The sequence below is a fragment of the Rhodococcus sp. B50 genome (assembly GCF_013602415.1).
In the GTDB taxonomy this organism is placed as follows: Bacteria; Actinomycetota; Actinomycetes; order Mycobacteriales; family Mycobacteriaceae; genus Rhodococcus.
Genome location: NZ_WPAG02000002.1, coordinates 3,440,820 through 3,459,860, shown reverse-complemented (window position 1 = coordinate 3,459,860; position 19,041 = coordinate 3,440,820). Strand labels below are relative to the sequence as shown.

Annotated in this window: 18 protein-coding genes; 8 read left to right on the top strand and 10 right to left on the bottom strand. The window is 68.0% G+C overall.

Annotation, left to right across the window (positions count from 1 at the left end):
• The first annotated feature begins 22 nt into the window (after positions 1-22).
• Positions 23-1,105 carry a winged helix-turn-helix domain-containing protein gene (locus tag GON09_RS16350; protein ID WP_244865532.1) on the top strand — a complete coding sequence of 361 codons (1,083 nt, stop codon included), beginning with the start codon at positions 23-25 and terminating at the stop codon, positions 1,103-1,105.
• 43 nt (positions 1,106-1,148) lie between these two features.
• Here the strand turns inward: GON09_RS16350 and GON09_RS16345 are convergent, their stop codons facing one another.
• Positions 1,149-2,030 carry a LysR family transcriptional regulator ArgP gene (locus GON09_RS16345; protein WP_213932698.1) on the bottom strand — a complete coding sequence of 294 codons (882 nt, stop codon included), beginning with the start codon at positions 2,028-2,030 and terminating at the stop codon, positions 1,149-1,151.
• Between the two features lie 71 nt (positions 2,031-2,101).
• Here GON09_RS16345 and GON09_RS16340 point away from each other — a divergent pair, with 71 nt between their 5' ends.
• Complete coding sequence (locus tag GON09_RS16340; protein WP_213932697.1) at positions 2,102-2,704, top strand: LysE/ArgO family amino acid transporter; 603 nt, start codon at positions 2,102-2,104, stop codon at positions 2,702-2,704.
• Here GON09_RS16340 and GON09_RS16335 read toward each other — a convergent pair.
• Positions 2,691-3,581 (bottom strand): cation diffusion facilitator family transporter, encoded by an 891-nt coding sequence (locus GON09_RS16335; protein ID WP_213934481.1) that lies wholly within the window; start codon positions 3,579-3,581, stop codon positions 2,691-2,693. The genes GON09_RS16340 and GON09_RS16335 overlap by 14 nt on opposite strands.
• 36 nt (positions 3,582-3,617) lie before the next feature.
• A complete protein-coding gene (locus GON09_RS16330) occupies positions 3,618-4,037 on the bottom strand; it encodes a pyridoxamine 5'-phosphate oxidase family protein (protein WP_213932696.1) in 420 nt (139 codons plus the stop codon).
• A 148-nt stretch (positions 4,038-4,185) separates the two neighbouring features.
• Between GON09_RS16330 and GON09_RS16325 the strand changes: the two genes are divergently transcribed.
• The 3 genes from GON09_RS16325 (at position 4,186) to tgt (ending at position 9,614) form a co-directional block, all read left to right on the top strand.
• Entirely contained in the window at positions 4,186-6,927 is a 2,742-nt protein-coding gene (locus GON09_RS16325) for a calcium-translocating P-type ATPase, PMCA-type (protein ID WP_213932695.1), read from the top strand.
• A gap of 192 nt (positions 6,928-7,119) precedes the next feature.
• Positions 7,120-8,358, top strand: a complete 1,239-nt coding sequence (locus GON09_RS16320; protein ID WP_374195333.1) for an MFS transporter — start codon at positions 7,120-7,122, stop codon at positions 8,356-8,358.
• Positions 8,355-9,614 carry a tRNA guanosine(34) transglycosylase Tgt gene (gene tgt, locus GON09_RS16315; protein WP_213932694.1) on the top strand — a complete coding sequence of 420 codons (1,260 nt, stop codon included), beginning with the start codon at positions 8,355-8,357 and terminating at the stop codon, positions 9,612-9,614. Before GON09_RS16320 ends, tgt begins: the two co-directional genes overlap by 4 nt.
• An 18-nt stretch (positions 9,615-9,632) precedes the next feature.
• Here the strand turns inward: tgt and GON09_RS16310 are convergent, their stop codons facing one another.
• From GON09_RS16310 to GON09_RS16290, 5 genes are all read right to left on the bottom strand, one after another.
• Positions 9,633-10,364 (bottom strand): queuosine precursor transporter, encoded by a 732-nt coding sequence (locus tag GON09_RS16310; protein WP_213932693.1) that lies wholly within the window; start codon positions 10,362-10,364, stop codon positions 9,633-9,635.
• Between the two features lie 124 nt (positions 10,365-10,488).
• Positions 10,489-11,229 carry an RDD family protein gene (locus GON09_RS16305; RefSeq protein WP_213932692.1) on the bottom strand — a complete coding sequence of 247 codons (741 nt, stop codon included), beginning with the start codon at positions 11,227-11,229 and terminating at the stop codon, positions 10,489-10,491.
• 108 nt (positions 11,230-11,337) lie between these two features.
• A complete protein-coding gene (locus GON09_RS16300) occupies positions 11,338-12,264 on the bottom strand; it encodes a hypothetical protein (RefSeq protein WP_213932691.1) in 927 nt (308 codons plus the stop codon).
• An 86-nt stretch (positions 12,265-12,350) separates the two neighbouring features.
• Positions 12,351-13,283 carry a tRNA glutamyl-Q(34) synthetase GluQRS gene (gene gluQRS, locus GON09_RS16295; protein WP_213932690.1) on the bottom strand — a complete coding sequence of 311 codons (933 nt, stop codon included), beginning with the start codon at positions 13,281-13,283 and terminating at the stop codon, positions 12,351-12,353.
• 9 nt (positions 13,284-13,292) lie between these two features.
• On the bottom strand, positions 13,293-14,192 hold the full coding sequence (locus tag GON09_RS16290) for a LysR family transcriptional regulator (protein WP_213932689.1): 900 nt from the start codon (positions 14,190-14,192) through the stop codon (positions 13,293-13,295).
• 123 nt (positions 14,193-14,315) lie between these two features.
• Between GON09_RS16290 and GON09_RS16285 the strand changes: the two genes are divergently transcribed.
• Both GON09_RS16285 and GON09_RS16280 read left to right on the top strand, forming a co-directional pair.
• Positions 14,316-15,707, top strand: coding sequence for an MFS transporter (locus GON09_RS16285; RefSeq protein WP_213932688.1), 1,392 nt, complete (start codon positions 14,316-14,318; stop codon positions 15,705-15,707).
• Complete coding sequence (locus GON09_RS16280) at positions 15,704-16,441, top strand: 3-hydroxybutyrate dehydrogenase (RefSeq protein ID WP_213932687.1); 738 nt, start codon at positions 15,704-15,706, stop codon at positions 16,439-16,441. The genes GON09_RS16285 and GON09_RS16280 overlap by 4 nt, the downstream gene beginning before the upstream one ends.
• A 52-nt stretch (positions 16,442-16,493) precedes the next feature.
• On the opposite strand, the gene GON09_RS16275 is transcribed toward GON09_RS16280, so the two are convergent.
• Positions 16,494-17,078 carry a TetR/AcrR family transcriptional regulator gene (locus tag GON09_RS16275; protein ID WP_213932686.1) on the bottom strand — a complete coding sequence of 195 codons (585 nt, stop codon included), beginning with the start codon at positions 17,076-17,078 and terminating at the stop codon, positions 16,494-16,496.
• A gap of 52 nt (positions 17,079-17,130) precedes the next feature.
• Positions 17,131-17,796 carry a YoaK family protein gene (locus GON09_RS16270; protein ID WP_213932685.1) on the bottom strand — a complete coding sequence of 222 codons (666 nt, stop codon included), beginning with the start codon at positions 17,794-17,796 and terminating at the stop codon, positions 17,131-17,133.
• Between the two features lie 140 nt (positions 17,797-17,936).
• On the opposite strand from GON09_RS16270, the gene GON09_RS16265 reads away from it, so the two are divergent.
• Complete coding sequence (locus GON09_RS16265; RefSeq protein ID WP_244865530.1) at positions 17,937-19,022, top strand: GmrSD restriction endonuclease domain-containing protein; 1,086 nt, start codon at positions 17,937-17,939, stop codon at positions 19,020-19,022.
• The last annotated feature ends 19 nt before the right edge of the window (positions 19,023-19,041 follow it).

Genomic DNA, 19,041 nt, shown 5'->3' with positions numbered 1-19,041 from the left:
GCGGAGCGGGACACTTCTGGCCATGACGGGGGTGCGGACATCAGCGGTGCGGTCGCCGCTCGACTTCGTGCGGGCCGCACGAACGGGAGTCGCCCACGCCGACGAGACCATGCCGGCCGGGCGGATCATGCAGCAACTGCGGCGGTGCGGGCCGGCGACGCGCACTGTGCTCGCCGAGTGCACCGGCCTGTCGTCGTCGACGGTCAATCGTGCCGTGTCGGCGTTGCTCGAGTACGGTCTGCTGCGCGACCGGCCCGATCTCGCCCCGCGTGGACGGGTGGGCCGGCCGCACGTGCCGGTCGAGGTGGACACGGACCAGGGCTTCCTCGCCGGTATTCATCTGGGGGAGCGGGAGACCTGGGTGGTCTCCGGCGACCTGCTCGGACGGGAACTGCACCGGACGACTTTCGCGACGCCCGCCTCGGCGTTCGACGTGTTCGCCGCGATCGGTGCGGCGCTCCGGGTGCACGAGGTTGCGCTGCAGGGGCGGCGGGCATTGTGGGCAGGTCTCGCGGTGGGTGGTCTGTACGACGGGCACCGCGGGGCGCTCGACCATCCACGGCTGGGGTGGTGCGAAGCGCCCGTGGATGCGTTGTTCCGGGCGATCGTGCCCACGCCGTACACGGTGGTTCCGTACGTGGAGGCGGTGGCGGAGGTCGAGTACCACCGGTTCGAGAGCGCCTTCCGGCGACGTCCCGAGAGCTGGTTGTATCTCTGGGCCGAGCAGACGATCTCGATGGCGTGGCTCGTGGACGGACTCGCGCGGTCGTCGGCCGATGACATCGAATCGTTCTGTGCGGTGACAGGGCAGAGCTCGGGTGATGATGCCGATCCGTCCTCGAACCGGTCGGTGCTCCTCGGGCGTGCGGTCGCCCTGGTTCGCGACGTCGTGAACCCCGACGTGGTGACGGTCGGCGGCGACGCGGTCACGCGGCAGGGCCCGGAGCGCGAGGACGTCTCCGACGGTTACCGGCAGCGGTCGTCGTACAACGATGTGCCGCTACTGTTCTCGGAACCCGACGACGGTCTACGGTCGGCCGCGGCGCTCGGTGCGGCGTCGCGGGTGATGTACGTCGACCCGATCGGCGCGATGCAGGCGAGATGAAAACAGGTGCTGGGGCACCGGTGTGATCGAACCGTTCCCGATCTCAGTGCAGCACTTCGCGCGCGGTGCGACGGACCGCATCGGTCAGCGCGTCGAGCACGGGGGAGTCCAGCCGCCACCGCTGCCAGTAGAGCGGCACGGCGATCGGGTCGTCCGGTGCCAGGCTCACGAGATCGGTCGTGTCGGTGACCATCGCATCGGGGAGCATGGCCCAACCCAGCCCCAGCCGCGCGGCTTCGACGAACTCGAGGGCGCCCGGAACGTAGTTGCGCGGCGGATCGAGCCGTCGCCGGGTCCGCTTGCGGACGAAGCGATCCTGCATGTCGTCCTTGCGGTCGAAGGTGAGCATCGGGGCCTCCCGCAGTTCGGCCGGGGTCATGCCCTCGGGGAACCAGCGTTCGGCGAAGTCCACGCTCGCCATCGCGTGATAGCGCATGGCGCCGAGCTTTTCGGACGTGCAGCCCTGCACGGGTTCGGGTACGGAGGTGACCGCCGCCATGGCGGTGCCGTCGCGCAACAGATCCGTGGAGTGGAACTCGTCCTCGCGGTGTAGTTCGAACAGTGCGCGATAGCGCACGGGCATCCGGGCCAGCGCACGCAGCATCCACGTGGACATCGAGTCGGCGTTGACGACGAGCGGGATCGTGGCGTAGGTCCCGGTGTCGGCGCCGAGGCCGAGTTCCTCGGAGGCGTCCTGCTCCAGCCGCGCGACCTGCCGGGCCAGTCGCATCACCACCTCGCCGGCCGCGGTCGCGCTGACGGGCCGGGTCCGCCGCACCAGCACCTGACCGACGTGTTGTTCGAGCGACTTGATGCGCTGGCTCACCGCGGACGGTGTGACGCGAAGAACAGCCGCCGCACCCTCGAAAGTGCCCTCGTCCAATACCGTTGCAAAAGTGCGAAGTTGAGCGAAGTCGAGATCCACATAAGAAACTCTAATGCAGGTACAGCAAAATCAACTGTTCTTATCCGGACAGGATTCCTAGCGTCGGTGCCATGTCACTCGTCGTCGCCGGATTCGTCACAGGTCTGTCCCTCATCGTCGCCATCGGCGCGCAGAACGCCTTCGTGCTGCGCATGGCCATCGCGCGACGATTCGTGCTGCCTGTGATCGCGATCTGCGTGATCTCCGACGCCGTGCTCATCACCGCGGGCATCGCCGGGATCGCGACGATCCTCGACCGCGCCCCCGGCGCGATCGACGTGATTCGTTGGGCGGGTGCCGCTTTCCTCATCTGCTACGGGCTCTTCGCGGCACGTCGTGCGCTGAAGCCGTCCGCACTGTCCGCCGCCCCGGGCGGCGCCGTCACCATCGGCGCGGCCCTGCTGACCTGTCTTGCGCTGACCTGGCTCAATCCCCACACCTATCTCGACACCGTGCTCATGCTCGGCTCGGTGGCCAACCACTACGGCAATCCGGGACGCTGGTGGTTCGGTGCCGGGGCGATCATCGCGAGCGTCGTATGGTTCGCGGCCCTCGGGTACGGGGCCCGTTATCTGCGCGCCTGGTTCGCCAAGCCCTCCTCGTGGCGCATCCTCGACGGCGGCGTGGCGGTCCTCATGCTCGGTCTCGGCGCGGGCCTGATCACGTCCGCGTGATCCCGCCCGACCGCCCGGGCTCGGCCGGTGCGCGGGTGGGTTCGAGATGGCTGAACACGACGACGCCGGGCAGCGCTTCGGCGAGGTCCGCCTCGATGCGATCGAGAAGGTCGTGTCCTTCGCGTACCGTCCGGTCGCCCGGCACCCGCACGGTGATGTAGACGAACCGCTGACGTCCCGACTCCCGTGTGAGCGGCGGCAGGATCGTCACCTGCCCCGGTTCCCGATAGCGGTCGAGGATGGCGTTCACCGCGAGCACGTCCTCCGGAGGAAGGACCGTATCGAGCATGCCGACGACCGCCTGCCGTACGAGGTCGAACCCGATCCTCAGGATGTTCAGTGCCACGAGAATCGCCACGATCGGGTCGAGTACGTCCCAGCCGAACAAGGCCACGAGTGCCACGCCCACGAGCACACCGACCGAGGTCCACACGTCCGTCAGCAGGTGCTTTCCGTCCGCGACCAGCGTGATCGACCGGTGTGCGCGCCCTTGCCGGATCAACAGCAGACCCACCACGAGATTGAGTACCGATGATCCGGCCGACAGGACGAGGCCGATGCCGACCTCGGTCACCGGCTGCGGTGAGATCAGCCGCTCGATCGATGTCCACAGGATCGCCGTCGCAGCGGCGAAGACCATCGTGCCCTCGACTGCCGCTGAGAGATATTCGGCTTTTCCGTGCCCGAAATCGTGGTTGGCGTCGGCGGGTTTCGCGGCGAGGCGTAGCGCCGCGAGACCGACGAGCGCTGCCACGAGATTGACCCCGGATTCGAGCGCGTCCGACAACAGACCCACGGAACCGGTGATCCATGCCGCCGCAGCCTTCAGGAGCATCGTCGCGATCGCGGTTGCCACCGAGAGCAGCATGAACCGCATCAAGGTGCGGTGCTGCAGGGCGGACGTCGTCACGATTCAGCGCTTGACGAGGGTGAGCCGCATCCCGGTCAGATCGGTGGCAGTCACCGCGACGTAGTCGTACTTCGGGGTGGGGACCCACGGCGTCAGTCCCAGCGCGTCGATTCTCGCGGCATCCTCGAAACTGCGCAGGACCCGGGCGTGTCCGTGCAGCACGACGCTCCACGCGGAGTCCTCGTGGATCTCGTCGACCTCGAACGCGACCTGCGGATGCACCGCCACTTCGGAGAGTTTGCTGCCCTCGCCGCTGCGGAAGTACACCGTGCGCTCGTCGACGACGTAGTTGACGGGATAGATCTCCGGCCGCCCGTTCACGACGGTGACGAGTCGGCCCACCTTGCCTGTCGCGAGCAGGTCCCAGCACTGGTCCTCGTCGAGCGGGACGATGGGATCGTCGGTATTCGGGTTGTCGCTCATCGCGTTCACTCCTCCGGGTCCGCTGCCGTATCCAGCACATCACGAACCGGCTTCCGGCGCAGTGGAACGCTCCGGCGGTTACGGTGAAACCGGCCGTCAGGACCGCGTTCACCCGATCCGCCGAGAGCAGCCCGAATGAGGAGTGCCGATGCCCGCACAGGCTCCCGCGACCACCTCGAGTTGGCACACCCGCGACGCGGCCGACGTGGCCGAGGCGTTCGCGGTCGACCCGCAACGCGGCCTGACCGCGGACGAGGTCGAGCGGCGTCGCGCCCAGCACGGTCCGAACCTGCTCGACGAGGCGAAACGGGTGCCGACCTGGCGGCGGGTGCTCTCGCTGCTCGCCGACAAGATGACGCTGGTATTGGTCGTGGCGGCAGTGGTCAGCGCCACCGTGTCCCGTGAATGGGAGACCCCCGTCGTCATCTTCGCGGTGATCGCGCTCAACACCGTGCTGAACTACGTGCAGGAATCGCGGGCCGAGAGCAGTCTCGCGGCGCTGAAGAAGATGTCGGTGTCCACCAGCAGGGTGCTGCGCGACGGTCGCGGGACGGAGGTGCCCCGCGCCGAACTCGTCCCCGGCGACATGGTGCTCCTCGAGGCCGGCGACACGGTCCCGGCAGACGGCCGTCTCGTCACCGCCGTCCGGTTGCAGGTCGCCGAGGCCGCGCTCACCGGTGAATCCCAGCCGGTCGACAAGCAGGTCGATGCCGTCGACGATCCCGGCGCGCCGCTCGGCGACCGTACCGACATGCTGTTCATGAACACCGAGGTCACGCGGGGACGCGCCGCGATGATCGTCACCGGTACGGGTATGCGTACCGAGATGGGTTCCATCGCAACACTTCTCGGGTCGGCCGGCACCGAACAGACACCGCTGCAACGACGCATCGGTCAGCTCGCCCAGACCTTGACGATCATCGCGATCGTGACGGTGGCGCTGGTGTTCGTCCTCGGTCTGCTGAGGGGACAGTCGTGGTCGGATCTCCTCGTCACCGCCGTGTCGCTGGCGGTCGCGACGATTCCCGAGGGGCTCACGGCCGTGGTCGCATTCACCCTCGCGATGGGTGCCTCACGCCTCGCCGCGCGCGGCGCGATCGTCAAGCGGCTCGCCGCAGTCGAGACGCTGGGCAGCACCACCCACATCTGCACCGACAAGACCGGCACCCTCACGCTCAACGAGATGACGGTGCAACGTCTGCTCGTCGCCGGTCGCGCTTTCCGTGTCACCGGCACCGGTTACGGAACCGACGGCAAGATCCTCGTCGGTGACGGGCTGCCCGCACCGGATTTCACGGACGCGCTGCTCGGTATGGGTCTGTGCAACGACGCGACGGTGCGGAACGGGGTGCTTGTCGGCGATCCCACCGAGGGCGCGCTCGTGGTGCTTGCCGAGAAGGGTGGTATCGACGTCGAGGGTGCGCGCGCCGCGCTGAACCGCATCGCGGAGGTGCCGTTCGACTCGGATTACAAGTACATGGCCACCTTCCACACCCTGCCGGGCGGTGGATACCGCTGTTTCGTGAAGGGGGCTCCTGGTGTGCTGCTCGACCGCGCCATGTCGATCGCCGGGTCCGCCGGTCCGCTGCCGCTCGACGACGACGGTCGCGCGAGGATCCACCGGGCCGTGGAGGCGCTGGCGTCGGAAGGTCTGCGCACCCTCATGGTCGCCGGTCGCGACCTCGATGCCGTCCCGCGCGGCGACACGGATGCCCTGCAGGAGAGGGTGTGCGGCCTGACCATCCACGCGATCGTCGGCATCGTCGATCCACCGCGGACCGAGGCCGAGGACGCCATCGCCGTGGCCCACGAGGCGGGCATCGCGGTGCACATGATCACGGGTGACCATCTGGTGACGGCCTCCGCGATCGCCGAGGAACTCGGGATCCGTGGCTCGGCGGCCTCCGGCGCCGACCTCGATACGCTAACGGACGTCGAACTGCGGGACAGGGCAAAGGAATTGGGTGTCCTCGCTCGCGTGGCGCCCGAACACAAGATCAGGTTCGTCGAGGCGCTGCAGGCCGACGGACAGATCGTCGCGATGACGGGCGACGGCGTCAACGATGCTCCGGCACTCGAACAATCGGACATCGGTGTCGCGATGGGTATCACCGGCACCGACGTCTCCAAGGGTGCCGCGGACATGATCCTCACCGACGACAACTTCGCCACCATCGTCGCCGCGGTCGCCGAAGGGCGCGGAATCTACGACAACATCATCAAATTCGTGAAATTCCAGCTCACGACGGCGTGGGGCTTCGTCCTGATCTTCCTGACGGCCGGTGTACTCGGACTCGCGGGCGGGGCACCCTTCAGCGCGCTGCAGATCCTGTGGGTGAACATCATCATGGACGGACCGCCGGCCCTCGCGCTCGGTGTCGATCCGACCGCCCCGGACGCGATGAGACGACGTCCGCGTCCCGCGAACGAGGCCCTGCTCGAACGCTCCCGGGTGCAGCGCATCCTCGGACTCGGTATCGTCATGACGGTCGGCACCGTCGCGGTTCTGTACTTCGGTCCGGAACTGTTCCCCGACAGCGCATCCGACCCGCTGTTCGCGACCACCCTGGCGTTCACCACGTTCGTCTTCTACCAGATCTTCAACCTGTTCAACGTGCGCTCGGACCTCGGATCGGTGTTCTCGGCGCAGACGTTCACCAATCACACGATCTGGATCGCGATCGTCGCCGTCGTCGTCCTGCAGATCTGCGTGGTGCAACTCGGCGCCCTGCAGGGATTCATGGACACCACCTCGCTCACCTCCGAGCAGTGGCTGCTCGCGGTGGCCGTCGGCTCGACGGTGCTGTGGGTGGACGAGGCCGGCAAGTTCGTCGCGAGGAGACTCGAGGCGCGCAGGGCCGAGCGGGCGGATACGACCTTCCTCACCTGACGATCACGAGATGGCGCAACTCACGTCGCCACGGGAAGAAGTGAGTGGCCGGACTGCCCCAGAATGGAAGCCGACCATGCGCCGCTCTCCGAGGGCGCCCTCTGGCCGCCCTCGCGGGCGGCGCGACCGAACCGTCCCGGGCCGCACAGCGTCCGGCTCCGGGACCATCGACGATCGAAGGTTTCCTCACCGATGACCACCACGGCTTCCGGCCGCCCCATCGACGATCCTGCCCACGCCGCCTCCGGGCATCCCGCGCGCACTCTGGTGATGTGGGCGCTCGCCCTCGGCGGGTTCGGCATCGGAACCACGGAGTTCGTCGCCATGGGGTTGCTCCCCGAGATCGCGACGAGTGTCGGCGTCTCCGAACCGACCGCGGGCCACGTCGTCTCCGCCTACGCGGCCGGTGTCGTCGTCGGTGCACCGCTCATCGCCACGATCGCCGCACGAGTACCACGCAAGACACTGCTGGTCGCGCTGATGGTCGCCTTCACCCTCGGGAACGCCGCGACGGTGCTCGCCCCCGACTACGGTTTCCTCGTCGCCTCCCGGTTCGTCGCCGGCCTGCCGCACGGCGCGTACTTCGGGGTCGCCGCGCTGGTCGCAGCGCATCTCGCCGGTCCCGGTCGCCGCGCGCGGGCGGTCTCGCTGGTGATGATGGGGCTGTCGGTCGCGAACGTCGTCGGTGTGCCCGCTGCCTCGTGGCTCGGCATGGCGCTCGGCTGGCGCGCGGCGTTCGTGCTGGTCGCCGTGATCGGAGTGGCCACCGTCGCCGCTCTCGCGGCCTGGGTGCCCTCGCTCTCGATACCGACCACCAGCGTGCGGGTCGAACTCGGCGCGCTGAAGAGCAGCACCGTCTGGCTCACACTCGCCGTGGCCGTCATCGGCTTCGGTGGCGTGTTCGCCGTGTACACCTACATCAGCACGACGCTGACCGACGTCGCCGGAGTGTCGAGATCGCTCGTGCCGGTCGCGCTGATGCTCTTCGGAGTGGGCATGGTCGTCGGCAACGCCGTCGGTGGCCGCGTCGCCGACCGCGGTGTGATCCCCGGCGTCTTCGCGTCGATCACCTCGCTCGCGGTGCTGCTCGCGCTGTTCGTCGCCGCCGCCCACAACCCCTGGACCGCCTTCGTGATGGTCTTCGGTCTGGGTGTCGGATGCGCCGCGGTGGGCCCGGCCCTGCAGGTGCGGTTGATGGATGTCGCGGAGGACGCACAGACGCTCGCGGCGTCGCTCCACCACGCGGCGTTCAACCTCGCCAACGCGTTCGGTGCGTGGATCGGCGGGGTCGTGATCGCCGCCGGTTTCGGCTACACCGCTCCCGCAGCGGTCGGCGTACTGCTGGCGCTGGTCGGTGTCGCCGTGTTCGCGGTCTCGGTGCGGCGACGCGACGCGGCCTCTGGTCGCCCACATGATTGGATACGGAAGTGACCGATCCCAGCATTCCGGCCCCGTCCGATCCCTTCTTCACGGTCGGAGAGCGTCTCGACAACGGACTCGGCCGCACGGGCACGATCCACACCCCGCACGGGGACATCCGCACCCCCGCCTTCGTCCCAGTGGGCACGAAGGCGACCGTCAAGGCGGTGCTGCCCGAGACGATGGCCGAACTCGGCTCCCAGGCGCTGCTCGCCAACGCCTACCATCTCTACCTGCAGCCCGGTTCCGACATCGTCGACGAGGCCGGCGGACTCGGGAAGTTCATGAACTGGCCCGGCCCGACCTTCACCGACAGTGGCGGTTTCCAGGTCATGTCGCTCGGGGCCGGTTTCAAGAAGGTCATCGCGATGGAGTCCGTCGGCGTCCAGAACGACGACGTGATCGCCAAGGGCAAGGAACGGCTCGCGCACGTCGACGACGACGGGGTGACCTTCAAATCACACCTCGACGGGTCGCGGCACCGGTTCACCCCCGAGGTGTCGATGCGCATCCAGCACGAGCTCGGGGCCGACATCATGTTCGCCTTCGACGAGCTCACGACACTGATGAACACGCGCGGCTATCAGGAACGCTCCCTCGAGCGGACCCAGGCATGGGCGGTGCGGTGCATCGCCGAGCACGAGAAGCTCACCGCCGAGCGTGCCCACCGTCCCTATCAGGCATTGTTCGGGGTCGTGCAGGGCGCGCAGTACGAGGACCTGCGACGACAGGCCTGCCGAGGCCTCGAATCCATCGTCGGTGAGACCGGCCGCGGGTTCGACGGCTACGGCATCGGCGGTGCGCTCGAGAAGCACAACCTCGGCACGATCGTGCGCTGGTGCACCGAGGAGCTGCCCGAGCACAAGCCGCGGCATCTGCTGGGCATCAGCGAGCCCGACGACGTCTTCGTCGCCGTCGAACACGGTGTCGACACCTTCGACTGCGTCAATCCGTCGCGGGTCGCGCGCAACGCGGCGATCTACCACCCGGACGGCCGGTTCAACATCAACACGAGCCGCCACCGGCGCGACTTCACGCCGATCGACGAGAACTGCGACTGCTACACCTGCCGGAACTACACGCGGGCGTACATCCACCATCTGTTCAAGGCGAAGGAGATGCTCGCTTCGACGTTGTGCACGATCCACAACGAGCGGTTCACGGTGCGGCTTGTCGACGACATCCGGACGAGCATCGAGAACGGTACCCTCGCCGAGTTCAAGGCCGAGACGCTCGGCCGCTTCTACGCGAGCCGGCGTCAGGCGTGAGTCGTCGGGCGTGACTCGTCACGCGTAGGACGGTTCGCGCTTCTTGACGTGCGCGATCACGCGGTAGGTCACCGGAAGCACGATGATCTCGACCAGCGTCTTCCACAGGAACCCGACGATCACGAAGTTGACGAAATCGGACCAGGTCGTGATGCCGATGGCTCCTGCGGCGATCGAGCAGAAGATGAGGGTGTCGGCGAACTCGCCCACGACGGTCGAGCCGATCAGGCGCGCCCACAGGTACTTCTCCCGCGTGCGTTCCTTGATCCAGACCAGGACGTACGAGTTGAGCAACTGCCCGACCGCGTATCCGGCGAGTCCGGCGATCAGCATCCTGGGCACCACTCCGAGCACGTTCTCGAAGGATTCCTGCCCGGCGTAGAAGTCGGCGGGCGGAAGCTGCTGCGTGAGCCAGAAGCACAGCGCGGACAGCGCGACCGCTCCGAATCCGTAGAACACCGCGCGACGGGTGGCTGCGAAGCCGTACACCTCGCTGAGCACGTCACCGAGGATGTAGGCGAGGGGGAACAGGAAGAACCCGCCGTCGGTGATGATCGGCAGGATCTGCAGTGGACCGAACCCGAGGTCGGAGTCGGTGAAGAAGGCGATGCCCTTCGTCGCGGAGATGTTGGAGATCATCAGCACCGCGGTGAACAGGACGACGATCCCCGTGTACGGGCTGCGGCTCACGCGTGCGAAGGCGGCGTGGTCGAAGAGGGCGGGGGAGGTGTTCGATCCGTGCTCGGTCACCCGGACATCCAAGCATCACCACGTGACGATCACGAAGTTGCGGACGGTCTGTATGTGCTCGAACACCCCATATACGACGAACGGACCTCGTCCGGTGAAGGACGAGGCCCGGACGCGCGGGCGATCAGGACTTGCGAACCTGGGTGCCGCCGGCGAACTTGTCGTGGAAGCCCTGCTTGTTGCCGTCCTGCTCGATGGTGACCGCGATACCGATGTACGCGGCGAACGACAGCAGGCCCGCGAGGAAGCCCAGCAGCGGGATGCCCGTGAGGATCTGCAGCGCGACGAAGGCGTTGCGCTTGGCGGCCTGCTCGAGGGTGGGGTTGCCACCGGCGGGGCCGGCGACCGACAGTCCGAGGAGCTTCTTACCGAAGGTCGCGCCGTGGGTGGACTCCATGTACGTCCAGTAGCCGAAGGCGACGACACCGCTGACGACCGTCATGAAGAAGTTCACGAAGCCGCTTCCGCCGCTCGCGAGGAGCATGATCGCCGTCAGGATCCCCATGGGGATGCCGACGATGAGGCCGTCGATGATGCGGGCGCCGAGACGCGGCAACAGCTGCCCCGGGGTGCCGGTGCCGAAGTGGGGGTCGGGAAATCCCGGGCCCCCACCGAACTGGTCACCCTGCGGAGCGCCGTACTGGGGTGCTCCGTACTGAGGTGCGCCGAACTGAGGAGCTCCGTTCTGCGGTGTTCCGTACTGAGGTGCTCCGTACTGGGGGACACCGTTCTGGGGCGCACCGTACTGCGGGAACTGCTGGGTGTAGTCGGACGGTGTGCCACCGTACGAGGGGGAACCGCCGCCGGGGTATCCACCCGGAACGTGAGGGTCCTGCGGAGGTGGTGGGTATCCGCCTGTCGTCAAAATGTCTCCCTTGTCGCGATCGGAATGGCAACGCGCCACGGTACAGCGTGCCGTGGCGCGTCGGTAGATGCCTCGAGGGATGCGACGGGAGGGTGCCGTCGAACCGGATCAGGCCGCTACGGGACCTCCCGTGGTGACCCGGTAGGCGTACGTGATGGCGATGATCGACACGGGCACCGTGACCAGCAGGCCGATCAGGCACAGCAGAGCACCGAGAAGGTTGATGCCGAACAGTGCGAGGGCGAGCAGGAACAACGTTCCCGCATTCGACTTCACGGCGTTGAAGCTCGACTTGATCGCGGTGACCGCGTCCTGGTTGCGATCGATGACGAATTGCATCGTCCACCACGCGAAGAACGCGAACACCAGGCCCGGAATGATGCACAGCACGAGACCGATCGACGTGCCGATGCCCACGAGCAGGCCCGCGATGATGACCGCGCCGATCGGGCCGATCTGCAGGAACGTGCCGAATGCGGGCCGCTGCCCGTCCGTTTCGGCCAGCGCACCGCGCACGAAAGCAGCCTGGATCAGGTAGCCGACGATCGCTGAGACGATGCTGCCGACAATATTCAGAGCGGAGAACTCGGTCGTGTCGCCGCTGAAATCGAATCCGTTGAAGATGCCGCTGATCAGGCCCTGTATGACGAACGCGACGAGCATGAAGACGATCCACACGCCGGCGTTGCCGCTGAACTTGGACCAGCCGTAGGAGATCGCGTCGCCGACGCTCAGCTGATTCGGGGGCGGCCCGCCGAAGTTTTCGGCGCCGTACGCGCCCGGCGGGGGCGGGTAGTTGCCACCCGACGGGGGAGGCGGGTAGTTCCCCGGAGGCGGGTAGGACCCACCCGGAGGCGGGTAGTTGCCACCCGAGGGCGGGGGGTAGTTCCCGGGAGGCGGGTAGTTGCCGGGCGGCGGATAGTTCCCACCCGGCGGCGGGGTGCCACCGCCCGACGGCGGTGGGTAGTTGCCGGGCGGCGGATAACCACCCGGGTTCTTCGGATCCTGATTCGGGTCGTAACCACCGGTGGTCATGGCTGCCTCTCGTCTCCGGGATCGGACACTTCCGAGAGAGTACGGACATCACCTCGGGTCCGCATCCGCTATGTCCGCATCGTGTCCTATCGGATGCCTTCCTCCGACGGGGTGAACACCCACGGGTCTCGGGGGAGCCTCACGGGATTCCAGCGGTCCAGCAACAGTTCCGGCGACACGGGCTCGCCGGGGTCGGCGAGTCGCAGCGACACGGCGATCGTGCTCAGCACATCGGCGGCCGTGTGTCCGAGCGCGAGCTGATCGGCCAGTGTCACCGCGCCGTCCCGTTTGGCCAGCCGCTTGCCCTCCCGATTGAGCGCGAGCGGTACGTGCGCGTAGACGGGCTCCGACAATCCGAGAAGGTGTGCGAGATAGGCCTGCCGGGGAGCGGAGGTGAGCAGGTCGTCGCCGCGCACCACCTGATCGATGCCCTGGTCGGCGTCGTCCACCACCACGGCGAGGTTGTAGGCGGGGGTTCCGTCGTTGCGGCGCAGGACGAGATCGTCGACGATGCCTGTGAAATCCCCGTGCAGCAGGTCGTGGATCGTGAACCATTCCTCGGACGCCCGCAACCGGATCGCGGGGGTACGGCCGGAGGCCCGGCGTCCGGTGCGCTGCTCGTCGGTGAGGCTGCGGCAGGTGCCCGGATAGGCGCCCGCGGGAGCGTGGGGAGCGGAGGTGGCCTCGAGGATCTCGCGTCGGGTGCAGAAACACTCGTAGGTCAGGCCGGTCTGCTCGAGCCGCGCGATCGCCTCGTCGTACAGGCGCCGGCGACGGGACTGGTGGACCACCCGGCCGTCCCAGTCGAGACCGATCGCCGCCAGATCCGCGAGTTGGCGTTGTTCCGCACCGGGACGCACTCGGTCGAGATCCTCGACGCGCACCAGGAACCGGCGATCAGTCGACCGCGCGAACAACCATGCCAGGACGGCGGTGCGCAGGTTGCCGAGGTGCAGGTCGCCGGAGGGACTCGGTGCGAAGCGGCCCGCTCCTGCTTCGTCCTCGTCCGAAAGTGACACCCGTGCACTCTAGCGAGCGACCCCCAGGAGCACCGCCCGCTGGGCGTGGGCGACCTCCCTGATCGCCGCGACCGCCGCAGCGACCTCCGGTCGCCGCAACGTCTCCGAGCGCGCGACGAGCCAGTAGGCCAGGCGTGCCTCGACCTCGTCGGGCAGGATCCGGACGAGATCGGGGTGCCGATCGGCCATGAAGCACGGCAGCAGACCGAGGCCTCCGGCGGCACGAGTCGCCTCGACGTGCACGAACACGTTCGTCGAGCTGATCGAATCCTGCATGTCGGGGGCGATGCGCCGCGCGACGTCGAGGTCGTCGACCTGCAGCATCGAGTCGATGAAGTACACGAGGGTGTGCTCGCGCAGCTCGCGGACCGACGACGGGGAACCGTGCGCGGCGAGATAATCGCGCGAGGCGTACAGGCCCAGGGTGTAGTCGGCGAGACGGTGCGCTTCGGCCCGGTGCACCTGCGGCCGCCCCACGACCACCTCGACGTCCATCCCCGAGCGCTGCTGCGAAGCGCGACGGGTGGTCGCGACGATCTCGACGGAGATACCCGGGTGGCGTTGCCGGACGAGCGCGCCGGCCGGGGCTGCGATGTATGCGCTGAAACCGTCGGTGGCCGAGACCCGCACGACGCCCTCGAGTCGTCGCTCGCCGCGCGGATTCCGCAGCCGCCCGACGGCGGCTTCGATGCGCTCGGCGGCGTCGAGTGCTTCACGGCCGAGATCGGTCAGTTCCCAGCCCGCCGCCGACCGGGTGAGTACCCGACCGCCGAGGCTGCGCTCCAGCGCGGTGATCCGGCGGGAGATCGTCGTGTGGTTGACGCCCAGGTCGTCGGCGGCGCTGGTGAACCTGCCGCTGCGTCCGACGGCGAGCAGGACGAGGAGGTCATCGGGCGAGGGCACGCTCATATGTGCAGTTTTGCAGATCGTATCTGCGAATCGCGTCATTGTGGATGCATATGTGCGTACCGATACTCGGCATATGTGTTTGGAAGTGTTCCCCGTCACACATCGTCCCCGGAGGGTGCAGCAATGAGCGTCGAACAGGCACGAACTGATGGGCCGGAGAGTTCACCGTCGGCATTGCGGAGGGTCGTCGGTGCGTCCATGGCGGGCACCGTCGTCGAGTGGTACGAGTTCTTCCTCTACGGCACCGCCGCCACCCTCGTCTTCGCCAAGGTCTTCTTCCCCGACGGCGGCAACGAGCTCGACGCGATCATCGCGGCGTTCGTCACCTATGCGGTGGGTTTCGTCGCGCGGCCGCTCGGCGGGATCGTCTTCGGCCATTTCGGCGACCGGTTCGGACGCAAGCAACTGCTGCAGACCAGCATCATCATGGTCGGCGTCGCGACCTTCCTCATGGGCTGCCTGCCGACCTTCGGTGCCATCGGGTACTGGGCGCCGGCGCTGCTCGTGACGCTCCGGTTCATCCAGGGCTTCGCGGTCGGCGGTGAGTGGGGCGGCGCAGTGCTGCTGGTTGCCGAACACAGCCCCAACCGCTCGCGCGGGTTCTGGGCCTCGTGGCCGCAGGCGGGCGTGCCGATGGGCAATCTCCTCGCGACGGTCGTCCTGCTCGTCCTCACCACGACGCTGCCCGAGTCGGCCTTCCTGTCGTGGGGCTGGCGCGTCGCGTTCTGGCTCTCCGCCGTCATCGTCCTGATCGGCTACTACATCCGCACCAAGGTCACCGACGCCCCGATCTTCCTCGAGGCACAGCAGGAGGCCGAGCAGCTGAAGGAGACGTCGTTCAACGTCTTCGAGGTGCTCAAGCGCTACCCGCGCGGCGTCTTCACAGCGATGGGGCTGCGGTTCGCCGAGAACGTCATGTACTACCTCGTCGTCACTTTCTCGATCACCTACCTGAAGGTCGTCGTCGGTGCCGACACCAGCCACATCCTGTGGTGGATGCTCGCCGCCCACGCCGTGCACTTCGTGGTCATCCCCATGGTCGGACGCTTGTCGGACACGCTGGGACGGCGGCCCGTGTACATGATCGGTGCCGTCACCGCCGGCGCCTGGGGCTTCCTCGCCTTCCCGATGATGGACACCGGTAACAGCGCGCTCATCGTCTCGGCGATCGTCATCGGACTCGTCTTCCACTCGTTCATGTACGCCGGGCAGCCCGCGATCATGGCGGAGATGTTCCCGACCCGCATGCGGTACTCGGGCGTCTCGCTCGGCTACCAGGTCACGTCGATCGTCGCCGGGTCGCTCGCCCCGATCATCGCGGCGAGTCTGCTCAGCCGCTTCGACTCGTCGGTCCCGATCTCCTTCTACCTGCTCGGCTCGTCGCTGATCACGATCGTCGCGGTGATCGTGGCCCGTGAGACGAAGGGCATCTCGCTGCGCGACATCGACGCCGCCGATGCGGAGACGGTCGCGCAGGAGAAGGCCGCCGGCGAGAACACCAGGATCTCGGCATGAGGGCGCGCACCGCACTCGTGACGGGTGGAGCCGGTGGGATCGGAGCGGCCTGCGCGCGCGCCCTCGCCCGGCAGGGAGTCCGGGTGACCGTCGCGGACGTCGACGAGGTCGCCGCGAAGACGCTCGCCCACGAGATCGGGGGAGAGGCGTGGGGCGTCGACCTGCTCGACACCGACGCCCTCGACGGTCTCCGCCTCGACGTCGACATTCTCGTCAACAATGCCGGCATCCAGGTGGTGCGGCCGGTGGAGGAGTTCGCTCTCTCCGACTTCCGCCGCATCCAGACACTCATGGTCGAGGCGCCATTCCTGCTCGTGAAGGCCGCCCTGCCCGCCATGTACGACCGGGGTTTCGGCCGGATCGTGAACATCTCGTCGGTCCACGGGCTGCGGGCCTCGGCGTTCAAGGCCGGGTACGTCACCGCCAAGCACGGCCTCGAAGGGTTCTCCAAGGTGGTCGCGCTCGAGGGCGGTCCGCGCGGGGTGACGAGCAACTGCGTCAATCCGGGTTACGTCCGCACCCCGCTGGTGGAGAAGCAGATCTCGGAACAGGCTCGCGCACACGACATCCCGGAGGGTCGCGTGCTCTCCGAGGTGTTGCTCACCGACCAGGCGGTGACGCGGCTGGTCGAGCCGGACGAGGTGGCCTCACTCGTGTCGTGGCTGGCCTCCGACGAGGCCGGGATGGTCACCGGTGCGTCGTACACCATGGACGGCGGCTGGTCGGCCCACTGACCGCACGGCGTGATCGCATTCCTGACCCGCGTCCCGGATTCCGGGGCGCGGGTCAGTGCGCGTCGGCGCCGTCGAGGACGAGCTGGACCTGGGCGTGCAGGGCGTGGGTGAGATATTCGCGCGGATGGAGCTCGGGGCTGGCCGCTGCATCGAGGGCGAGCCCGTTGGCCGCCGAGAGCAGCAAGGCGGCCCGGGTCTCCGGATCGGGTGTACCCGCGCGGATCAATACGCGCGCTATGCCTGTGCGGATCGTGAACAGGGTGGCGGTGCGGATGGCACTCAGCGTCGGGGAGGTGACTGCCCGCACGGTGAACGCCGACATCACGTGCACCTCGCTGCCGCGTTGCTCGTCGAGCGGGAGCAGCTGGCTGAGCGCGGAGAACAACGTGCGCGCCGGATCGATGTCCGGATCGACGTTGGTCAGCCGGTTCAACACCCGGTCCGAGAGGGTACGGAACGAGTACGCGAGCATCTCGTCCTTGGTCGGGAAATGGTGCTGTACCGCCCCGATCGAGACCCCTGCCTCGTTGGCCACCTCCCGGACGCTTGCCGCGTCGAGACCGTTGCGTGCGGCGACCTCGAGCAGTGCCGCAGCGAGCCTTGTGGGGCTGGTGGTGACATAGGGGCGCGTGCGCATGGGTGCACCGTAACCGAGCGTTCCACCGTACGAATGTACGGGGAGTCGGGAATCACATCCCGCCGGTCAGTTCGTGGTCGGAGAGGAAACGCACCGACACCGTCAGCGCCGCCGCGAACACCGCCGCGATCCACAGAGCGTGCAGACCCAACGCTCGGTGGGCGAGCGCGCCGAGAACGGCACCCGTCACCAGACCGCCCCACAGACCCAGATAGGGCAGCCAGCTCCAGCGCGGACCACCGAAGAACGCCGCCGCGACCCGCTGACCGATCTTGACCAGCGCGCCCGTCATGTAGGTGAGCGCGACGGCCGTCTCTCCCTGCCGCCGGAACACCGAGTTCTCGGTTCCCATCGCCAGCGTCATCGCCACCACGGCAACGGGCGTCCAGCCCGCCAGGACGGCAACGGCACCGATCGTCAGCAAGGCCGTCACCGTCGCAAGGACCGCGGTCTTGCGGGTACGCCGGTCGCGGTCGGTCAGTTCCGCCACCACGCTGCCGAGGATCACCCCGAGCACGAACAGCGCGAGCACACCACCGATCAGCGCCACCGTCTCCCACATACCGTCTGCCGTGCCGACCGCGAGACGCGTGGAGTTCCCACTCATGAACGACACGAAGACACCGCCGAGGGTGATGAAGCCGAGGGCATCGATGAACCCCGCGAGAGAGGACAACGCGATCGCGAGTCCCTGCAACTGCCTGCCGTAACCGACCACAGGACGATAGTAGGAACCGTGTCGACCGGGACGACGTCGGCAGCAGCTACCGGGATACTTACGTGCTGTAACGACCGGGTGCCGTGGACGCGATGGACAAGGGGAGCCAACCGGCGCCGTCGTTCACAGGAGTTCTCCCGATGTCCTTGCCCCGCTTGTCGTCCCGGCTGTCCCTTCTCGTCGTCGCGACGGTCGCGGGTCTGACCCTCTCCGGTTGCGACTCGACCGCCGAAGACACCTCCGTCGCCCCCGCGGCGACCTCCGAACGATCCCCGGCACCGAGTTCCGACACCTCTACGACGACGCCGTCCGGCACGACACCTTCCGCGTCCGCGAGCACCCCGAGCCCTGCTGCCCAGAGCCCGGCCGCCTCGGCGGACTCGTCGGATGCCCTGGCCCGGCTGGCGACCCTGCCGATCAAGGGCCGTGCACCCAAGACCGGCTACAGCCGCGACCTGTTCGGCCAGGCGTGGAGCGACGACGTGTCGGTGGAGTTCGGGCGCAACGGCTGCGACACCCGCAACGACATCCTGCGTCGCGACCTCGTCGACATCGTCTACAAGTCCGGCACCCGCGACTGCGTCGTGGCGTCGGGAACCCTGAACGACGTGTACACCGGGACGACGATCGCGTTCACCCGAGGACAGGACACCTCGACCGCGGTGCAGATCGACCACGTCGTCGCGCTGTCCGACGCGTGGCAGAAGGGCGCGCAGCAGCTCGACGCCGGCACCCGGGCCGATTTCGCCAACGACCCGCGCAATCTCCAGGCGGTGGACGGGCCGACCAACCAGCAGAAGAGCGACGGTGACGCCGCCACCTGGCTGCCACCGAACCGTGCGTACCGCTGCACGTACGTCGCGCGGCAGATCGAGGTCAAGGCGATCTACGGGCTGTGGGTGACGCAGGCAGAGCACGATGCGATGGCTCGGGTCCTCACCGAATGCGGAGGTGGGGCTCCTGCCGGCGCCGCGACCGCAGTCGTGCCCACGACGACCCCTGCTCCGGCGCCCGCACCCGCACCCGCACCTGCTCCGGCTCCGGCACCCGCTCCCGCTCCCGCAGAGCCCGCACCGGTGGCACCTGCGCAGCCCGCCGCTCCGGCGAGCGTGTACTTCGAGAACTGTTCGGCTGCCCGGGCCGCGGGAGCGGCGCCGCTGTACGCGGGGCAGCCCGGCTACCGTCCGAAGATGGACGGTGACGGGGACGGCGTGGCCTGCGAGTAGCGCTCCGCCGCGATCTGCC